This is a genomic window from Microbispora rosea, from assembly GCF_044460045.1.
GTDB classification, from domain to species: Bacteria; Actinomycetota; Actinomycetes; order Streptosporangiales; family Streptosporangiaceae; genus Microbispora; species Microbispora rosea.
The window spans coordinates 64,365-81,203 of the sequence record NZ_JBITJO010000002.1; the positions used below are offsets into that span (position 1 = coordinate 64,365).

Annotated in this window: 15 protein-coding genes; 5 read left to right on the forward strand and 10 right to left on the reverse strand. The window is 75.1% G+C overall.

All coding sequences use genetic code 11. The annotated features are described in order from the left end of the window. Nucleotides 1-2: 2 nt before the first annotated feature. Both ACIBK1_RS07770 and ACIBK1_RS07775 read right to left on the reverse strand, forming a co-directional pair. Nucleotides 3-524 (reverse strand): RNA polymerase sigma factor, encoded by a 522-nt coding sequence (locus ACIBK1_RS07770; protein WP_396733251.1) that lies wholly within the window; start codon nt 522-524, stop codon nt 3-5. 110 nt (nt 525-634) lie between these two features. Then, nucleotides 635-1,726, reverse strand: coding sequence for a MerR family transcriptional regulator (locus ACIBK1_RS07775; protein ID WP_396733254.1), 1,092 nt, complete (start codon nt 1,724-1,726; stop codon nt 635-637). A 175-nt stretch (nt 1,727-1,901) separates the two neighbouring features. Between ACIBK1_RS07775 and ACIBK1_RS07780 the strand changes: the two genes are divergently transcribed. From ACIBK1_RS07780 to plsX, 4 genes are read left to right on the forward strand one after another with little or no spacing between them, the layout of a single operon-like run. Next, the gene (locus tag ACIBK1_RS07780; RefSeq protein WP_396733257.1) at nt 1,902-3,161 is read left to right on the forward strand and encodes a polyprenyl synthetase family protein; all 1,260 of its coding nucleotides are present in this window, start codon (nt 1,902-1,904) and stop codon (nt 3,159-3,161) included. Continuing rightward, the gene (locus ACIBK1_RS07785; protein WP_396733260.1) at nt 3,161-4,762 is read left to right on the forward strand and encodes a phytoene desaturase family protein; all 1,602 of its coding nucleotides are present in this window, start codon (nt 3,161-3,163) and stop codon (nt 4,760-4,762) included. The genes ACIBK1_RS07780 and ACIBK1_RS07785 overlap by 1 nt, the downstream gene beginning before the upstream one ends. Beyond that, nucleotides 4,759-5,688, forward strand: a complete 930-nt coding sequence (locus ACIBK1_RS07790; RefSeq protein WP_396733263.1) for a phytoene/squalene synthase family protein — start codon at nt 4,759-4,761, stop codon at nt 5,686-5,688. Before ACIBK1_RS07785 ends, ACIBK1_RS07790 begins: the two co-directional genes overlap by 4 nt. 1 nt (nt 5,689) lies before the next feature. After that, nucleotides 5,690-6,754 (forward strand): phosphate acyltransferase PlsX, encoded by a 1,065-nt coding sequence (plsX, locus tag ACIBK1_RS07795; protein WP_396733265.1) that lies wholly within the window; start codon nt 5,690-5,692, stop codon nt 6,752-6,754. Between the two features lie 113 nt (nt 6,755-6,867). Here the strand turns inward: plsX and ACIBK1_RS07800 are convergent, their stop codons facing one another. Next, nucleotides 6,868-7,608 carry a spheroidene monooxygenase gene (locus tag ACIBK1_RS07800; RefSeq protein ID WP_396733268.1) on the reverse strand — a complete coding sequence of 247 codons (741 nt, stop codon included), beginning with the start codon at nt 7,606-7,608 and terminating at the stop codon, nt 6,868-6,870. Here ACIBK1_RS07800 and ACIBK1_RS07805 point away from each other — a divergent pair. After that, nucleotides 7,565-8,179, forward strand: coding sequence for a glycerol-3-phosphate acyltransferase (locus ACIBK1_RS07805; RefSeq protein WP_231513663.1), 615 nt, complete (start codon nt 7,565-7,567; stop codon nt 8,177-8,179). The genes ACIBK1_RS07800 and ACIBK1_RS07805 overlap by 44 nt on opposite strands. Here the strand turns inward: ACIBK1_RS07805 and ACIBK1_RS07810 are convergent. The 7 genes from ACIBK1_RS07810 to ACIBK1_RS07840 all read right to left on the reverse strand — a co-directional run bounded on the left by ACIBK1_RS07810 (nt 8,130) and on the right by ACIBK1_RS07840 (nt 16,740). Then, a complete protein-coding gene (locus ACIBK1_RS07810; protein WP_396733271.1) occupies nt 8,130-9,623 on the reverse strand; it encodes a glycosyltransferase in 1,494 nt (497 codons plus the stop codon). The two genes, ACIBK1_RS07805 and ACIBK1_RS07810, sit on opposite strands and share 50 nt — an antisense overlap. Continuing rightward, entirely contained in the window at nt 9,623-11,215 is a 1,593-nt protein-coding gene (locus ACIBK1_RS07815) for a phytoene desaturase family protein (protein WP_396733274.1), read from the reverse strand. Before ACIBK1_RS07815 ends, ACIBK1_RS07810 begins: the two co-directional genes overlap by 1 nt. After that, a complete protein-coding gene (locus tag ACIBK1_RS07820; RefSeq protein WP_396733277.1) occupies nt 11,203-12,099 on the reverse strand; it encodes a carotenoid biosynthesis protein in 897 nt (298 codons plus the stop codon). Before ACIBK1_RS07820 ends, ACIBK1_RS07815 begins: the two co-directional genes overlap by 13 nt. A gap of 122 nt (nt 12,100-12,221) precedes the next feature. Then, nucleotides 12,222-13,199: an aldo/keto reductase gene (locus tag ACIBK1_RS07825; RefSeq protein WP_030504994.1), complete on the reverse strand. Its 978-nt coding sequence runs from the start codon at nt 13,197-13,199 to the stop codon at nt 12,222-12,224. Nucleotides 13,200-13,223: 24 nt separating this feature from the next. Next, on the reverse strand, nt 13,224-13,892 hold the full coding sequence (locus tag ACIBK1_RS07830) for a dienelactone hydrolase family protein (protein ID WP_030504995.1): 669 nt from the start codon (nt 13,890-13,892) through the stop codon (nt 13,224-13,226). Between the two features lie 196 nt (nt 13,893-14,088). Then, nucleotides 14,089-14,532: a DUF6157 family protein gene (locus ACIBK1_RS07835; protein WP_030504996.1), complete on the reverse strand. Its 444-nt coding sequence runs from the start codon at nt 14,530-14,532 to the stop codon at nt 14,089-14,091. Between the two features lie 30 nt (nt 14,533-14,562). Further along, complete coding sequence (locus tag ACIBK1_RS07840) at nt 14,563-16,740, reverse strand: amylo-alpha-1,6-glucosidase (protein ID WP_396733282.1); 2,178 nt, start codon at nt 16,738-16,740, stop codon at nt 14,563-14,565. Between the last annotated feature and the right edge of the window lie 99 nt (nt 16,741-16,839).

The following is a 16,839-nucleotide window of genomic DNA, read 5'->3' on the forward strand; positions in this document are numbered from 1 at the left end:
GATCAGGCCGCCGGCCGCAGCAGGGTGGACAGGCGGTGCAGGCCGCGCGCCGTACGGGCCTTGATCGTGCCGAGCGGGACCCGCAGGTGCTCGGCGATCTCCCGCTGGGTCAGGTCTCCGTAGTAGGCCAGCTCGATCGCCTGCCGCTGCACCTGCGGCAGCGAATTAAGCGCGCGCCGGATCCGGTCGCGGTCGGCGAGCTCGTCACCGTCCACCCGCCCGTCGTGTCCCGCCGGGTCGGGGACCGCCTCCAGCGGCACCGTCGCCGGCGTACGCGCCCGCAGGTGATCCACCGCCCGATTGCGGGCGATGCCGAACAGCCAGGCCGACAGGCTGCGAGCCGGGTCGAAGCGGTGCCGGAAGCGCCACACCTCGGTGAAGACGACCTGCAGGACGTCCTCCACGTCCTGGGGCGGCACGAGTTTGTACAGATAGGACCGCACGGCCGGCGAGTGCATCCGGTAGCACTCCCCGATCGCTCCGGCGTCCCCCGCCGCGAGGCGGAACTCCAGGGTCTCCTCCATCGGGCCCCCTTGGCTGAAACTTCTTCAAAACCTATTCATAACTGCCCGCGTTCGAAGCGGGCAACCATGGGGGCCGAACAGTGGCTCAAAAATGCATCAAAGAGGCAGAATCACCGCAGAGTGGTCATTACCGCCGAGATGGCGTCACGAAACGTGTTCACCCGCGTGACCTGCGTAGGCAGGTCGTCCCGCCATCCGGGACCGCCGGCCACGACACGGCAGGCGGGGCGCAGCCCCGGCAGACCCACCAGCGGGGCCGGATCGCCCGTCTCCCGGGTCTGCGACCACACGAACACCGCCGCGGGGCCGAGGCGGCGCATCGCGTCCGCCAGGGCCGTGTACGGCGTGCGCGCCCCGAGCACACAGGTGTCCACCCCGAGCGTGCCGAGCGCGGCGGCCAGCGCGTGGATCGGCAGCGTGTGCTGCTCCTCCTCCGCGCCGGCCAGCAGGACGGGACGGGGATGCACGGGCGAGGGCGCACGCGCCGCGAACCGCGCCAGTGCGGCCTGGAGCCGGTCGGAGAACAGGTGCTCGACGTCGATCCCGGCCCCGGTGTCCCGCTGCCTGCGCGTGATGGCGGCGAACACCGGCAGCACGAGCCGCTCCCAGGTCCACACCACGCCGTGCCCGGCCAGCGCCGCGTCCAGTCCCGCGCTCACGGTCGCGACGTCCAGCGCCGACGCCGCACGGGCCAGCATGACCGCCGACGGCAGTCCGGGCTCCCCGGCCGCCCGCAGGGTGGGGGCAGGCGGCGCCGCGCCCTCCGGCGATCCGGGACGATCGAACGGCCTCGGAGAGTCGAACAGCCTCGGGGAGTCGAACGGCCCGTGGGACTGCGGCCACCCGGACGACTCGGGCCGCCCGGCCGGCTCGGGCGGGGCGGCGGCCCCCTCCCCTGCCGCGTGCGCCGGCCGCTCCCCGGAGGCGGGCCTCGGCCGCAGCGCCTGCCTGGCTGCGTCGGCCGGCGGCATCCCGGTCCGGATCAGCCGGTTCATCTCCTCCAGGCGGCGCAGGTCCGCGTCGTCGTAGCGGCGGTGCCCGCCGGGGCTGCGCCTGCTCGGGCCGATGCCGTACCTGAGGTTCCAGGTGCGCAGCGTGGAGGCGGGCACGCCGAGCCGCCGGGAGACGGCCCCGATGCCGTAGCCCGGCTCCTCCCCGGCGGCCGCGTTCTCACCGGCCCCCGGCCCGCCGTCGCGCGTCACGTGCTCACCCCGTGTCCGTCCGGTCGTCGCCGCCGCCCCGCCCGCGGCGCCCGTGCCGCCCCTGACCTTGTTTCGGCACCGGAGCCCGGCACGGATGCAACCGTAGGAGCGGGCGGGCGCGAAAACTCTACTGACGACGTCGCCGATCACCGTAACGTTCGAAGGAGCAGTGCGCATGCTGACGTTGACCCGCGAGACCGGCAGCGTTCGGGACGACACGCGGGAGCCGTTCGATCGTCGCCTTTCCAGCCTGTTCGACCACGCCCTGCACGAGCTGCTCCGGCGCGAGCTGGGCCGGTTGTCCTTCCTGGGCGCCGACGACCGGGAGGTGCTGCGGCGGCACCTCGCCGACTTCGTCGCGCGCGGCGGCAGGCGGCTGCGGCCGGCGTTCGTCTACTGGGGTCACCGGGCGTCCGGCGGCTCACCCGACGACCTCGGGGCCGTGCTGGCGGCCGGCTGCTCGATAGAGCTCCTCCACGCGTGCGCGCTGATCCTCGACGACGTGATGGACGAGTCGCCCCTCCGGCGCGGCCGGACGACCGCCCACCTGGCGCTCGCCGAGCGTCACCGGGAGCTCGGCTGGGCCGGGTCGTCGCGGCGGTTCGGGGAGTCGGCCGCCATCCTGCTCGGCGTGCTCGCCTTCACCTGGGCCGATTCCGCGCTGCTGGCCGACCGCCGCAGGCTGGCCGACGCGCTGGAGGTCTTCACCCAGCTGCGCGTGGAGCTGATCGCCGGGCAGTACCTCGACCTGACCTGCGCCGCGCGGGGCGGCGGCGACCGCCGGGAGGCGTCGCTGATCTCGACGTACAAATCGGGCAAATACACGGTGGAGCGGCCACTGCATCTCGGCCACGCCATCGCCGGAGGCGAGCCCGGGCTGCGCCGGGTCCTCAGCGCGTACGCGCTCCCGCTGGGCGAGGCATTCCAGCTCCGCGACGACGTCCTCGGCGTCTTCGGCGACCCGGCGCGGACCGGCAAGCCCGCCGGGGCCGACCTGCTCCAGGGCAAGCGGACCTACCTGCTGACGCTGGCGCGCGAGCGGGCGGACGGCCCGGGAGCGGCGCTGCTGGACGCGCTGCCGGGGACGGGCGAGGCGCGGCCGGACCGGCTGGCCGCGGCCCGCGACGTGATCGTCGCGACCGGCGCGCTGGAGGAGGTCGAGCGGCGCATCCGCGGCCTGACCGAGTGCGCGGGCGAGGCGCTGTCCGGGGCGGACATGCCCGCCGACGCCCGGGCGGCCCTGCTCGGCCTCGCCCGCCGCCTCACCCTGCCCCACTCCACTTCCGCACCCCACTCCACTTCCCCGCCCGGCCCTCCTTCCTCGCCCCACTCCGCTTCCTCGCCCCACTCCGCTTCCTCGCCCGGCCCTGCTTCCCCGCCCAGTTCGGCGGCTTCGCCGGGCTCCGCCGATCCCGCTGCCGGCAGGGCGGGCTGATGACCGCGGGCGGGCCGGTGGTGGTGATCGGCGCCGGGCTGGGCGGCCTGTCCGCCGCGATGCGCCTGGCCGGGGCGGGCCGCGAGGTGACGGTCGTGGAGGCCGCCGACGTGCCGGGCGGCTGCTGCGGCACGGCGACCCTGGGCTCACACCGCTTCGACACCGGTCCCTCGGTGCTGACCATGCCGGGGGTGCTGGCCGACACCTTCGCCGCCGCCGGGCAGGACATGGAGCGCTGGCTGCCGCTGCGCCGGCTCGACCCGTACTACCGGCTGACCTTCCACGACGGATCGCGGCTCGATGTGGTGGCGGGGGCCGACGCGATGGCCGAGCAGGTGCGGGCACTGTGCGGGCCCGAAGAGGCCCGGCGCTACCTGCGGTTCCGGCACCTGCTGGGAGAGATGTTCGAGGCCGAGTGGAGCGCGTTCATCGACCGGGACATGACCCGGCTGCGCACCCTGGCCCGGCCGTACGCGCTGGCGCGACTGGCCGCGCTCGGCGGCTTCCGCCGGCTCGACGGGCTCGTGCGGCGTCACCTCACCGACGAGCGGCTGATCAGGGCGCACACCTTCCAGGCGCTGTACGTCGGCCTGTCGCCGCGCCGCGCCCTCGGCGTGTACGCGGTGATCGCCCACATGGACACGGTCGGCGGGGTCTACTTCCCCCGGGAGGGCGGCATGCACGCCGTCCCCCGGGCCATGGCCGCCGCTGCGGAGAAGGCCGGGGCGGTCTTCCGGTACGGCGTGCGGGCCACGCGGATCGAGACCGACGGCGCGGGGGTCGTCGCGGTCCGCCTCGACACCGGCGAACGGCTCGCCGCCCGGCACGCCGTGATCGCCTGCGACCTGGTCCGGGCGCACGGCCGGCGGGGCGGCGACGGCCTGCTCCCGGAGGAGGCGGCCGACTGGCGGCTGCGCCGGCCCCGTTTCTCCCCCTCCTGCCTGGTGGCGCACTTCGCGCTCGACCGGCGCCCGGACGGCCAGGCCCATCACACGCTGCACTTCGGGCGGGAGTGGGAGACGACGTTCGCGGCGCTGGAGGCGGGCAGGCCGCAGCCGGACCCGAGCCTGCTGGTGACCTGTCCTGACAACCACGGGCCTTACAACCACGGGCCTTACAACCACGGGCCTTACAACCACGGGCCTTACAACCACGGGCCTTACAACCACGGGCCTGACAACCACGGGCCTGACAACCACGGGCGTGACAGCCACGGGGCGCACGACCATGGGCAGGCCGTGCTCAGCGTGCTGGAACCCACCGCGAACACGCGGGGCGGCGCCGACTGGACCACCCTCACCCCCCGGCTCGTGGACCGCATGCTGAGCCGGCTCGCCGATCTCGGATACGGCGATCTGTCCGGCACTCCCCGGCTGGTGTTCGATCCCCCGGCCTGGCGGCGGCGCGGCCACTCCGCCGGCACGCCCTTCGCGCTCGACGCCCGGTTCACCCAGACCGCGTGGTTCCGCCCGTCCGGCGCGGCCCGGCGCGTCCCCGGCCTTCACTTCGCCGGCATGTACACGGCTCCCGGGGTCGGGGTGCCGCCCGTCCTGATCTCCGGCCGCCTGGCCGCCGAACGCATCCTGGAGAGCGCCCCATGAGCACGCTGAGCACGCCGTCCCCGGCGCCGGCCGCGACGCTGACGGCCGGCTACGAGCGGTGCCGCAGGCTGCACGCGAGCTACGGCCGCTCGTACTACCTGGCCACCCGCCTGCTGCCCGCCTGGAAACGGCCGCACGTCCACGCGTTGTACGGCTTCGCCCGCTACGCCGACGAGATCGTCGACTCACTCGCGCTGACCGGCGACCGGGCCGCGGCGCTGGAGCGCCTGTCCTCCCGGGTCGCCGCCGCGCTGGACGGCGACCGCGTCCACGATCCCGTGCTCCCCGCGTTCACGCACACGGTGCGGGCGTTCGGGATCGACCAGGCCGACGTGCGGGCGTTCCTCACGTCCATGCGCGCCGACCTCACCGTGGACCGGTACGCGACCTACGACGACCTGCTGGGCTACATGGAGGGGTCGGCCGCGGTCATCGGGACGATGATGCTGCCGGTGCTGGAGGCCCTGCCGGGCGAGGAGGCGCGGGCCCGCGAGCCCGCCCGCCAGCTCGGGCTGGCCTTCCAGCTCACGAACTTCATCCGCGACGTCCGCGAGGACCTGGCGCGGGGCCGCATCTACCTGCCGCTGTCGGACCTCGACAAGTTCGGCGTGACCGAGGCCGACCTGGCCGCGCCGTACGCCACTTCGGCGGTGCGGGAGCTGGTGGCCTACGAGTGCGACCGCGCCCGCGACCACTACCGGCGGGCCCGCGAGGGGATCGAGCTGCTCGCGCCGTCGTCGCGGCCGTGCATCAGGGCCGCGTACGAGCTGTACGGCGGCATTCTGGACGAGGTCGATGCGGCCGGGCACGACGTGCTGGCGAGGCGGGCCAGGGTCGCCCGGCGGCGCAGGATCGCGATCTTCGCCCGGCACCTGCTCGTCGCGCGGGCCGCCGCGCAGGCCGAGCGCCGCGGGGAGGTGGCCTGACGTGGATCCCGGACAGGACGCCGCCGATCTCCACCCCGCGGCGGGCGCCGCTCCGGTCCCGGGGCCGAGGATTCCCGCCCGCGAGCCGGACGTGACGTCGCGGCCGGTCGTGGTGGACGCCATGGGCGGGGACCACGGGCCCGCCGAGATCGTGCGGGGGGCGGTCGCGGCGCGGCGGGAGCACGGCGTGCCGGTCGTCCTCGTCGGTCGGACCGGGGTCGTGCAGGAGGAACTGGCCCGGTGCGGGGCGGCGGGTGAGATCGACGTCGCGCACGCCGCCGACGTCGTCCCGATGACCGAGCGGGGCGCGGGCGCGGTGCGCATGGTCTGCTCCAGCCTGGCCGTCGGCTTCGATCTCGTGCGGGACGGAGCGGCTGCGGCCTTCGTGTCGGCGGGGTCGACGGGAGCCGTGGTCGCCTGTGCGGTCGACCGGCTCGGCACCGCGCCCGCCGTGCTGCGCCCCGCGCTGGCCGTGGCGCTGCCGACGACGGCGGGCGGCGCCACGGTGCTGGTCGACGCCGGCGCGACCGTGGACCCGACGCCCGAGATGATCGCCCAGTTCGCGCTGCTCGGGGCGTCGTACGCGCAGCTCGTGCTGGGCGTGGCCGACCCCCGCGTCGGGCTGCTGTCGATCGGCGCGGAGCCCGGCAAGGGCAACCGGCTGACCCGCCGGGCCGAGACCCTGCTGCGGGGCATGCCGCTGCGTTTCCACGGCAACGTCGAGGGCGGCGACGTGCTCACCGGGGCCGTCGACGTGGTCGTCACCGACGGCTTCACCGGCAACATCGTGCTGAAGAACGTGGAAGGGACCGTGCGCGCCACGGTCGCCCTCGCGGCGGCGCAGGGCGTGGCCGGGTCCGCCGAGCTCGGCCTGGTGGCGCGGCGCTACGCCCCCGAGACGCACGGCGGCGCGGCCCTGCTCGGGCTCACCCGCACCGTCGTCGTGGCGCACGGCTCCTCCCGGGCCGCGACCATCGCCAGGGCCTGCGTGGTGGCGCGCGACCTGGCCGAGGGCGAGGTCGTGGCCCGCCTCGGCGACCGGCTCGCCCTCCGCCCCGGGCGGTGACCTCCCGCGCGGCCGAGCCCGGCTCCGGCTCACGGTCCGGCACCCCTGCTGCCTCACGGTCCGGCTCACGGTCCGTCTCGCGGGGACGTCCTGGCGCCCCGCCGGACCGCCGCTCAGGGATGGGCCAGGAGATCGGCCAGGGGGTCGGCGCCGTCCCAGGTGCCTGCGCTCGCCCAGGGAATGAACCGAGCGAACAGCTCCTCGGAGTACCAGTCGTGGGCGCGGACCCGTTCGACGACCTCGCGGTGCGCCCGCCCGGCGTAGGCGAACGCGCGTACGGCGGCGGCGTCGCGCCACAGGGAGAAGGTGGCCTGCCTGGCCACCGGCCACTCCCCCAGCCCGACGGAGGCGAGGCAGCCCTCCTGGGCCCGCAGCGACCGATCGACGGCGGGTGCGGACCGGTAGAACGCCGCCAGCCGCGACGGCCGGATCGACGCCCGGGTCAGCACCGCCACCGGACCTCTGTGCGGCTCGCCGTCAGGGCCTGCGGTCACGGGGGCGAACGGCTCGACGCCGTTCCAGCGTCCGCGCGAGGCGGTCGGCGCGAGCCGTACGTGCCAGGTCTCGGTCGCCTCGCGCCGCCACCGTGCCGGAATCGGCGAGCGCGCCAGGAACTCCTCGAGCGCCCGCTCGTCCCGCCAGACGGCGAGCAGCGCCCAGCGGCGCAGGTCGGCGCCGAGGGTCGTCGACGGCCCCCGGCCCGTGCCGAGCAGCCGCCAGAACAGCAGCCCCCCGGTGCGGCGCAGCACCGGGCGGTCGAAGGCCATGTGACGCATCGCCCCCCGGCCGGCGTATCTCTGGAGGTGGAACGTGACGACGCTCCCGCCGCTCGTCCCCATGCTGGTGGCGCTCATCGGCGGCTACCTTCTCGGCTCGGTTCCGGTGGCGGTGCTGGTAGCGGGGCGGCGGGGCGTCGATCCCCGGGAGGTGGGCGACCGCAACCCCGGCTTCTGGAACGTGCGCGAACGGCTCGGCCGCCGGGTGGCCGTGCCGGTCTTCGCCGGGGACATGGCCAAGGGCGTGCTCGCCGGGCTGCTCGGGCTGCTCGCCGGGGGCGCGCACACGACCGGGCCGGGGGTGGTCGCCGGCCCGAGCGCGCCGGCCGCGTACCTGGCGGTGGCGGCCGCGATGATCGGGCACGCCTGGCCGGTCTTCGCCGGGTTCCGCGGCGGGCGGTCGGTGCTGACCTTCGCCGGTGGCATCGCGGTGATCTGCCCGCCCGCGTTCGTGCTCGCGCTCGCCGTCCTGGCGGTGACGTTCCTGCTCACGCGGTCGTTCGCGATCGGAGCCAGGGCCGGGGTCTTCGCGATCCCGCTGCTGCAACTGCCGTTCGCGCCGATCGGCCACGTCGCCGCGACCGGCGCGCTGATGTGCCTCATCGGGCTGCGTTTCGGTCAGGCGGCCCTGGCCGCGCGCCGCACGTGACGGCGTCGGCGCAGCCCGGACGGCCCAGGCCGTAGGCGCGGCTCCGCCAGATCCTGACGGGCCGCAGCGTCGCCTGCGTCAGCCGTACGGCCGTGGCCGGATCGAGCAGGAGCGACAGCATCACGCCCGCGCCCGGCCGGGTGTAGCTGCGCCGCAGCGCGGTGGCGAGCAGCACCCGTACGGCGAGCAGGGCCAGGTCGAGCCGGGTCGGCCGCCCGGCGGCCAGGCGGAGCGCAGGCAACGCGGCGGCGAGCCAGACGACGGCGAGATCGGCCGCCTGCCAGGCGGGGCGGGTGACGTCGCGCAGCGGCAGCGAACGCCCCCATTCCCGCCACACCTCGGCCGCCGACTCGTGCATGTCGACCTCCAGCAGGCCGCCCGCGTCGAGGAAGCCGACTCTCCAGCCGTCGGCGGCCAGGGCCCTGGCGAGGGCCACATCGTCGGTCATGTGACCGCGCACGCGGGCGAAGCCGTCGGCCCGCCGCATCGCCTCCCGCCGGAAGGCCAGGCACTGGCCGTTGGCCACCACCCGGTGGGGCGGCGGCGGGGCCGGAGGCCCGATGGGGCCGAACCGGTAGACCAGCGTGGCGAGGAACGACGCGTGCAACGCCTGCTCGGCGAGGCCGTCGCAGACGAACCGCGGGCCCGCGCTGACCAGGTCGTGGTGCCCGAGTGCGGCGGCGAGCGCGCCGAACAGGCCGGGCCGGGGCCGGGTGTCGGCGTCCAGGGTGACCACGATCTCGCCGCGCGCCTCCCGCAGCCCCTGGTGCAGCGCCCACTGCTTGCCCACCCAGCCCTCCGGCAGCGGACGTCCCCGCACCACCGTCGCCCCGCATGCGGCGGCGAGGCGCGCGGTGCCGTCCGAGGACTCGTCGTCCACCACGATCACCTCGGTGACGGCGGGATCGGCCAGCACCGCCCGCAGGCAGGGACCGAGGCGCCGCTCCTCGTCCCTGGCCGGGATGACCACAGAGATTTCCGGACTTCCCCCACCCGGTGTTCCGCCCCGGCCGATCCACGCCGCCGGGCCGCCGCTTTCGGGGGACCCGCCGACTCCGGGGGATTCACCGCCTCCGGCCCGGCCGCGGCCTTCGGGGGACGCGCCGGCGACACCGTCCGGGGCCGCGCCACCACCGCCCCGCGACGCCCCGTCACCGGTGCCGGGGGGCCTTTCCGGCGCGGGCGCGGTGAGCGGCGGCAGGCGCCGGCGGCCGCGGGCGAGCCGCGCCAGCACGACGACGGCGGCGACGGCCTGGGCCGCGGCGAGCATCCGGGCGGCGGCCCCGCCCCGTGGCCGCCCGCCCCTCCTGACCGCCGGCGCCGTCGTGGTCCTCCGCGCCGTCGTAGTCCCCCGGGCCGTCGTGGTCCCCCAGGCCGTCGTGGTCCCCCAGGCCGTCGTGGTCCTCCCGGCCGGGTCGGTTCCCCTGGCCGGCGTGGTCGCCATCACCGTCTCGCCCTCCCCGGGCGCGGCGCGGAACGGGGGAAGTCCCTGCGCACCAGCGCCGCCACGATCCGCCCGCCCATGGCCACCAGTGGCAGCCCGCCTCCCGGATGTACCGACCCGCCGACGAGGTACAGCCCGCGCCGCGGCCCCCGGTTGCCGGGACGGCGGAACGGGGCGAGCGGGCCGCCGTACGCACCGCCGTAGATCGCCCCGCCCCACGCGCCGTACCGGTCGCGCAGGTCGGCCGGGGTCAGCAGGTCGAGGAAGCGCAGCCGTCCCGACAGGTCGTGCCCCCGGCTCGCCAGCCGGTCGAGGACCAGCTCCGCGTACGCCTCGGGCGGCGTCGGCCAGCGTGCGGGGTCGCCGGCCGGGACGTTCACCAGCATGCTCCAGCTCTCCGCGCCGGCGGGAGCCTGGGTGTCGTCGGCCACCGCGGGGCAGCCGATGTAGACCGTGGGGTCCTCCGGCGGACGCCGCCGGTCGAAGATGTCGCCGAACTCGCGCCGGTAGTCGCCGGAGAACACGACCGAGTGATGCGGCAGGCCCTCGGTCCGCCCCTCCACGGCGGCGAGCATCAGGAAGGCGGACGACGACAGGCCCAGCCGGGCGATCCGCCGCAGCCGGGCACGGTCGGGCAGGAGCCGTCCGTACAGTGCGGCCGCGTCGGCGTTGACGATCACGATGTCGGCTCCGACCACCTCGCCGAGGGCCGTGCGGACGCCGCGGACCCGCTCGCCGTCGGCGAGGATCTCGGTGATCTCGGTCTCCAGGCGGATCTCGACGCCCGCCTTGTCGAGCGACGCGGCCAGCGCGTCGGCGAGGCGGGGCAGCCCGCCCCGCACGTACCACCCGCCGTCGCCGTGCTCGATGGCGGGGACGCAGCCCAGGGCGGCGGGCGCCCGGTAAGGGTTCGACCCGGCGTAGGTGGCGTACCGGCCGACGTACTGGCGCAGGCGGGCGTCCCGGAAGAAGCGGCTCGCCAGACCGTGCAGGGTGCGGCCCGGCGCGACCGCGAGCAGGTCGCCCGGCCGGGGGCGTGGGAGATCTCCGCCCGGTTCCCCGCCCGCCGGTCGGCTCGCATATCCGCCCACCGGTCCGTCCGCGGATCGGCCCGGTTCCCCGCCCGCCGGTCCGCCGGGCCGCTGCCCCCTCGGCCGGAACGGCGGCTCGACGACGGGCCCGGACGGCGGGCCCACGAAGAAGGTGCGCGTGGAGGCGTCCAGGCAGCGCTCGGCCCAGCGGTGGAAGGCCCGCCAGCCGCGTCCCTCGCCCGGCGCGAGCCGGTCCACCGCCTCCGCCGTACGCTCCGGGTCGCGGTAGGTGGACAGCGTCGAGCCGTCCGCGAAGCGATACCGGCACAGCTCGTCGAGTTCGAGCAGGTCGAGCGGCACGCCGAGGTCCAGGAAGAGGCCGGGCAGCGTGAGGAGCGAGGGTCCGATCGAGAACGTGAAGCCGTCCCGCCTGTGCTCGGCCAGCTTGCCGCCGAGCCGGGGCAGCCGCTCGTAGATCCGCACGTCGTGCCCGTCCCGCGCGAGCAGCAGGGCGGTCACCATGCCGCCGACGCCACCCCCGACCACGATCACCTCCGCCATGCGCGCCCCCAGGCGAGCAGGGCGAAGACGCCCATCGCGAGCCCTCCGGCGGAGGCCACGAGCGGATCGGGTGGCCGGAAGACCGCGGCGAACCCGACGGTCTCCATCAGCGCCATGACCGTGTAGAGCGCGACGAGCCCGGTCGTCCCCGCCGCCTCGACGCCGATCACCGGCCGGTCGGCGGCGGAACGGCCCGTGACGCGGTCGATGATCGCCATGACCAGGAAGGAGACCAGCAGCCAGCCGGCGAAGTTGGTGAGCGGCACGCCGCGGTAGGGTCCGGGCTCCGCCCAGACCCATAGCCCGAGCCTGAGCATCTGCGGGTCGAGGAACAGGTCCCACGCGGTGAGCGCCAGGGCCCCGATGAGGATCGGCGTCAGCCGGCCGCGCGGCGCCACGCGGCGCGCGACGGCGTGGGCGGCCAGGCCCATGCCTCCCCACGCGAGGGCGACGATCAGGGGGACGCCGCCCGGCCGCGGCCACAGGACGTCGGTGTAGCGGTAGTCGCCGAAGGGCAGGCCCGTCCTGGTGCCGATCCACTCGGCGGCGTAACCGGCCGCCACCGCCGCCGCGAACGCGCCCGCCGCCCTGCGCGGGGTGTGCGCCGCCGCCGCGAAGGCGAGTGCGCCCACCGCGAGCAGGACCACGACCGCGGCGGTGAGGCGAAGGTCCTGAGGCCGCAGCCCCGTCGCGATCTGGGCGGCCACCATCACGGCCAGCGCGGCCACGCCGGCCGCGTTCAGCCACGCGCCCGCCGGTCGCGGCGCCCTCGCCGACGTCCCCCGTGCCGGCAGCCGGGGCGGGCACGACCCGCGCCGCTCCGGTGGCGTGCCGTCAGCCTCACCCGCCCTCCGCGCCGCGCTCTTCCGCGTGGTCTGCCACATCTCCACGTACGGTGATTCGAGCGCGTCCCCCCGATCGGATGCGCTCCGGCCCACGCGGGCGCGCCAGGCGGAGTTCGGCTACGCCGGCCGCCGGGACCGTCCCCGGCGCACCGGCCGGGTCGTCACCAGCGGTGGTGGACCTGCGGGCGGATCAGGTCGTCGTAGACCTGGCGGACCGCGTCGTGGGTCTCGGCCGGCAGAGGCGGGAACTGCGCCGCCGCGGCGTTGGCCTCGGCCTGCCCGGCATTGCGGGCTCCGGGGATCACGACGCTGACCCCGGGCTGGTCGATGATCCAGCGCAGCGCGAACTGCGCCATCGTCATGCCCTCCGGCACGAGACCGCGCAGCCGCTCGACCGCCTGGAGGCCCACGCCGTACTCGACGCCGGAGAAGGTCTCGCCGACGTCGAACGCCTCACCCTGGCGGTTGAAGTTGCGGTGGTCGTCCTCGGTGAAGACCGTCTGCGGGCCGTACTTGCCCGACAGCAGGCCGCTCGCCAGCGGGACCCGGGCGATGATGCCGACACCGGCCTTCTCCGCGGCGGGCAGGACCTCGTCCAGCGGCTTCAGCCGGAAGGCGTTGAGGATGATCTGCACGCTCGCCACGCCCGGGCGCGCGATCGCGGTCAGCGCCTCGGCCACCGTCTCCACGCTCACGCCGTACGCGGCGACGCGGCCCTCGGCGACCAGCGTGTCGAGCGCGTCGAAGACCTCGTCGGTCTCGAAGACGGCGCTCGGCGGGCAGTGGAGCTGCACCAGGTCGAGCGTGTCGACGCCCAGGTTGGCGCGGGAGCGGTCGGTCCAGGCGCGGAAGTTGTCCAGTGTGTAGGCGTCGGGCGTCTGCTGCACCCTGCGGCCCATCTTGGTGGCCACGGTCAGGCCGGGCCGCTCCTTGATCAGCTTCCCGATGATCTTCTCGCTGCGGCCGTCGCCGTACACGTCCGCCGTGTCGATGAGGGTGGTCCCGGCGTCGACGGCGGCGTTGAGCGTGGCCAACGCGTCGGCCTCGCTCACCTCGCCCCAGTCGGCCCCGAGCTGCCACGCTCCCAGCCCCACGACGCCGACCTGCCTGCCCGTCCTGCCCAACACGCGCTGTTCCATGAGGTCAGATCGTAGCGGGGCGGCTCAGGCGGAGGCCGCTCCACCCGCCAGATGGTCCAGGAACCAGTCGCGGGCGAGCCGCGCGACCGTCTCCAGCGCGCCCGGCTCCTCGAACAGGTGCGTGGCGCGGGGCACGATCTCCAGCCGGACCGGCGCGGTCATCGCCCGCATCGCCTCCCTGTTCAGGTCGAGGACGACGGAGTCGCGCTCCCCCACGACCAGCAGTGTCGGCTGGCGCACGGAGCCGAGCGCGCCCGCGGCGAGGTCGGGCCTGCCGCCCCTGGACACCACCGCCCTGACTCCGCCCGGCCGCGTCGCCGCGGCGACGAGCGCGGCGGCGGCGCCCGTGCTCGCACCGAACAGGCCGACGGGCAGCCCGCCGACGACCTCGTCCTCGGGCAGCCGGTCGGCCAGCGCCCCCACCCGGTCGGCGAGCAGGCCGATGTCGAAGCGCAGGTGGCCGGTGAGCGCGTCGACGCGCTCCTCCTCCACGGTGAGCAGATCGGCCAGGACGGTGGCCAGTCCGGCCCGCTGCAGCTCCCTCGCGACGTACCGGTTGCGCGGGCTGTGCCGGCCGCTGCCGCTGCCGTGGGCGAACAGCACGGCCCCCCGGGCCTCCCTGGGGACCGCCACGTCGGCGTCGAGCACGACATCGCCGACCGGCATCCGCACGCTGAGTTCGACCTCGCTCATGACGTCCGCCCCCCTCGGCCGCGCCCGGCCCAGCGGCACAGGGACGATCAGGACGACGCCCCACAACCGGGACAGCGCTGGACAATCGAGGGCCGTACCCCTGGCCGGTCGAGGCAAACCGGGGACGTCGCGGCCTCCGCGTGCGGACCGGGCGGCGCCGGGAGCGACGCCGGGAGCGACGCGGGCACCGCGACGGTCAGGAGCGGCGTGAACGCAGCGCCTTGAGCACCCGCACGCCACCGTCCTGCCCGGCCTGCGCGCCGTCCACCAGGCGCCGGTATTCCTCCGACTCCATCGGGCACAGCGCGATGCGCCCGTCCTGGTCGAACAGCAGCCCCCAGCCGTGCTTCTTGGGCAGGGGCGAGGCCCGCAGGCAGGCCTGGGAACGGGAGAAGAACTCCTTCCTGAGCTCCGCGCGCCGTTCGGCGGTCAGGCCCGCCGGCAGGTCCTGGCGGCGCAGCCAGGTCTCGAACAGCACGTCCTCCTGCGTCAGGCCGTACGGCGTGCCGGAGATCAGCTCGTACTGGAGGGTGGCGACGGTGGGCCTGCCGCCCCGGCCCCCGGGCACCTCGGCGGCGGTCACCGGGCAGTCGTCGGCGACCGCGATGAGCGTCGAGTAGTAGTTCAGGTCCTCGGGCATGGCTCCACTATGCCCGAGGAGATCGGCGGCTCACGTCGCTCCGGGCGCAGCAGCGGAAGGCCTGCCGAAGGCCGCGGACGGGCGCGTCTCCGGGACGAGACCCACCTCATCGGGCAGGCCGTTCACGTACACCTCGCCGCTGTCCTCCCGGGCCTCCAGGTCGACCCGCGCACCCGCGATCGGGAAGCCGGAGATGCGCAGCTCCCCGAACCCCTTGGGCAGCACCGGCGCGATCCACACCTTGCCGTGCGGCACCCACGGGTCGACGCGGAGCAGGAGCCGCAGGAGCTGGATCGGGGTGGCCGAGGCCCAGGCCTGCGGCGAGCACGAGGTCGGGTACGGCACCGGCACGGGGAACTCCGCCCTGTCGAACCCGCAGAAGAGCTCGGGCAGCCGGTCGCCGAAGGTGCGGGCGGCGTCGAGCAGGCCGGTGGCGATGCGCTGGGCCTCCTCGACGAACCCGTACCGCATGAGCCCGGACGCCACGAGCGCGCTGTCGTGCGGCCAGACGGACCCGTTGTGATAGCTCATCGGGTTGTACGCGCCCATGTCGGAGGCGAGGGTGCGGATGCCGAATCCGGAGAACATCCTGGGCGACAGCAGGTGCTCGGCCACGGCCGGGGCCTTGTCGCGGTTGACGATTCCGGACCACAGGCAGTGGCCCATGTTGGAGGCGAGCGCGTCGATCGGGCGGCCCTCGTGGTCGAGCCCGATGGCGAAGTAGCCGCGGTCGGGCAGCCAGAACCGTTCGTTGAACCGGGCGCGCAGCTCCGCGGCCCGTTCCCGGTAGCGCCGCTCGGTCTCGGTGTCGCGCGCCTCCTTGGCGAAGTAGTGGCGGGCGATGTAGGCCGCGTAGACATATCCCTGCACCTCGGCCAGGGCGATGGGCGGCCGGGCGATGGTGCCGTCGGCGAAGTTGATGCCGTCGAAGGAGTCCTTCCAGCCCTGGTTGAGCAGGCCCTGGTCGGTCTTCCGCTGGTACCACAGGAACCCGTCGCGCATGCCGTACCGCTCGATCCACTCCAGCGCGGCGTCCGCGTGCGGGAGCAGCCGCTCCACCGCCGCCCGGTGCAGGCCCCAGCGGCGCAGCTCGCCGAGGAGGATGACGAACAGCGGGCTGGCGTCGACCGAGCCGTAGTAGGCGTGCCCGTCGCCCGACGTGTCGTCCTGCCGGGCGCCGTAGCGCAGCTCGTGCATGATCTTGCCGGGCTCCTCCTCGGTCAACGGGTCGACCTTCACGCCCTGCAGAGTGGCCAGCCGGCCCAGCGTGCCGTGTGCCAGCTCGGGGTCGAGCGGCAGGGCCATCCAGGAGGTGAGCAGCGAGTCGCGGCCGAACAGCGTCATGAACCAGGGCGCCCCGGCCGCGACGGTGGGCGGCAGCTCGGGATGCTCGGGATCGAACAGCCGCAGCGCGCCGAGATCGTTCTGCGACTGGCGCAGAATCCCCGCCAGAGCGGTGTTGGTCGTCGTCACCTTGGGCAGGCGCTTGTCCCACTCGAACAGCTGGCCGGCCCGCCGGGCCAGCGCGGGCGACAGCTGCCTCTCGGTGTACCACGGCTCGGTCTCGATGCCGTCGATGATCGGGTTGGCCTGCACGCAGCCCTTCCACTCGCCGCGCGGCGGCACCACCACGCGGAAGACGAGCAGGCGCGGATTGACCATCGGCAGCACGGGGGTGCCGTCGGCCTTGGCGGCCACCCGCACCCCCCTGGCCTTGCTGACCGAGAACATGCGCAGCGACCGCTCGTCCGCCACGGTGGTCACGTCGGCCACCCAGTGCACCCGGTGGGTCTTCACCTCGAAGAGGTCGCACACGTCGGAGCCGATGTGCAGGGTCACCATGCAGCCGGCCGGCTCGTGGGACATGTTGCGGATGGTGACCTCCTCCGACAGCCCGCCGCCGACGTAGCGTTCGCGCACGACCAGCAGCGTGCTCTCCGCCTGCCCCGGCCGCGGCGCCGTACGGCCGACGAAGGTCGCGTGGAACGGCTCGCCCGCGAGGACCTGGAGCTCCTCGATCCGGCTGTCGTCGATGCGCAGCTCCCAGTGGGACAGCAGCCGGGTGTCGGCGTAGTAGATCCCGTGCGCCGACCCGGGCAGGACGTCGCCGTTGCGACCCGACACGCAGAACGATCCCCCGGCCACGAGTGTCATGGCGCCCCCGCCGATGGCGGTGGGCTGTCCCTCGAACGTCCACCCGCTCGTCATGCCGATCACCCCGGCCCCGGTCCCTGGTTCCGACGGTTGCCCTCATACCCGGAGGCCACGCGAATTTTCGCCTCATTTGTAGTCTTATGTCCACAATGA

What these genes read in the sequence shown, in the direction of transcription:
- ACIBK1_RS07790 (WP_396733263.1), top strand. Translation starts at nt 4,759, where the DNA reads ATGAGCACGCTGAGCACGCCGTCCCCGGCGCCGGCCGCGACGCTGACG.
- ACIBK1_RS07835 (WP_030504996.1), bottom strand. Translation starts at nt 14,532, where the DNA reads ATGCCCGAGGACCTGAACTACTACTCGACGCTCATCGCGGTCGCCGAC.
- ACIBK1_RS07840 (WP_396733282.1), bottom strand. Translation starts at nt 16,740, where the DNA reads ATGACGAGCGGGTGGACGTTCGAGGGACAGCCCACCGCCATCGGCGGG.
- ACIBK1_RS07780 (WP_396733257.1), top strand. Translation starts at nt 1,902, where the DNA reads ATGCTGACGTTGACCCGCGAGACCGGCAGCGTTCGGGACGACACGCGG.
- ACIBK1_RS07800 (WP_396733268.1), bottom strand. Translation starts at nt 7,608, where the DNA reads ATGAGCGCCACCAGCATGGGGACGAGCGGCGGGAGCGTCGTCACGTTC.
- ACIBK1_RS07815 (WP_396733274.1), bottom strand. Translation starts at nt 11,215, where the DNA reads ATGGCGGAGGTGATCGTGGTCGGGGGTGGCGTCGGCGGCATGGTGACC.
- ACIBK1_RS07785 (WP_396733260.1), top strand. Translation starts at nt 3,161, where the DNA reads ATGACCGCGGGCGGGCCGGTGGTGGTGATCGGCGCCGGGCTGGGCGGC.
- ACIBK1_RS07820 (WP_396733277.1), bottom strand. Translation starts at nt 12,099, where the DNA reads ATGTGGCAGACCACGCGGAAGAGCGCGGCGCGGAGGGCGGGTGAGGCT.
- ACIBK1_RS07770 (WP_396733251.1), bottom strand. Translation starts at nt 524, where the DNA reads ATGGAGGAGACCCTGGAGTTCCGCCTCGCGGCGGGGGACGCCGGAGCG.
- ACIBK1_RS07825 (WP_030504994.1), bottom strand. Translation starts at nt 13,199, where the DNA reads ATGGAACAGCGCGTGTTGGGCAGGACGGGCAGGCAGGTCGGCGTCGTG.
- ACIBK1_RS07830 (WP_030504995.1), bottom strand. Translation starts at nt 13,892, where the DNA reads ATGAGCGAGGTCGAACTCAGCGTGCGGATGCCGGTCGGCGATGTCGTG.
- ACIBK1_RS07810 (WP_396733271.1), bottom strand. Translation starts at nt 9,623, where the DNA reads ATGGCGACCACGCCGGCCAGGGGAACCGACCCGGCCGGGAGGACCACG.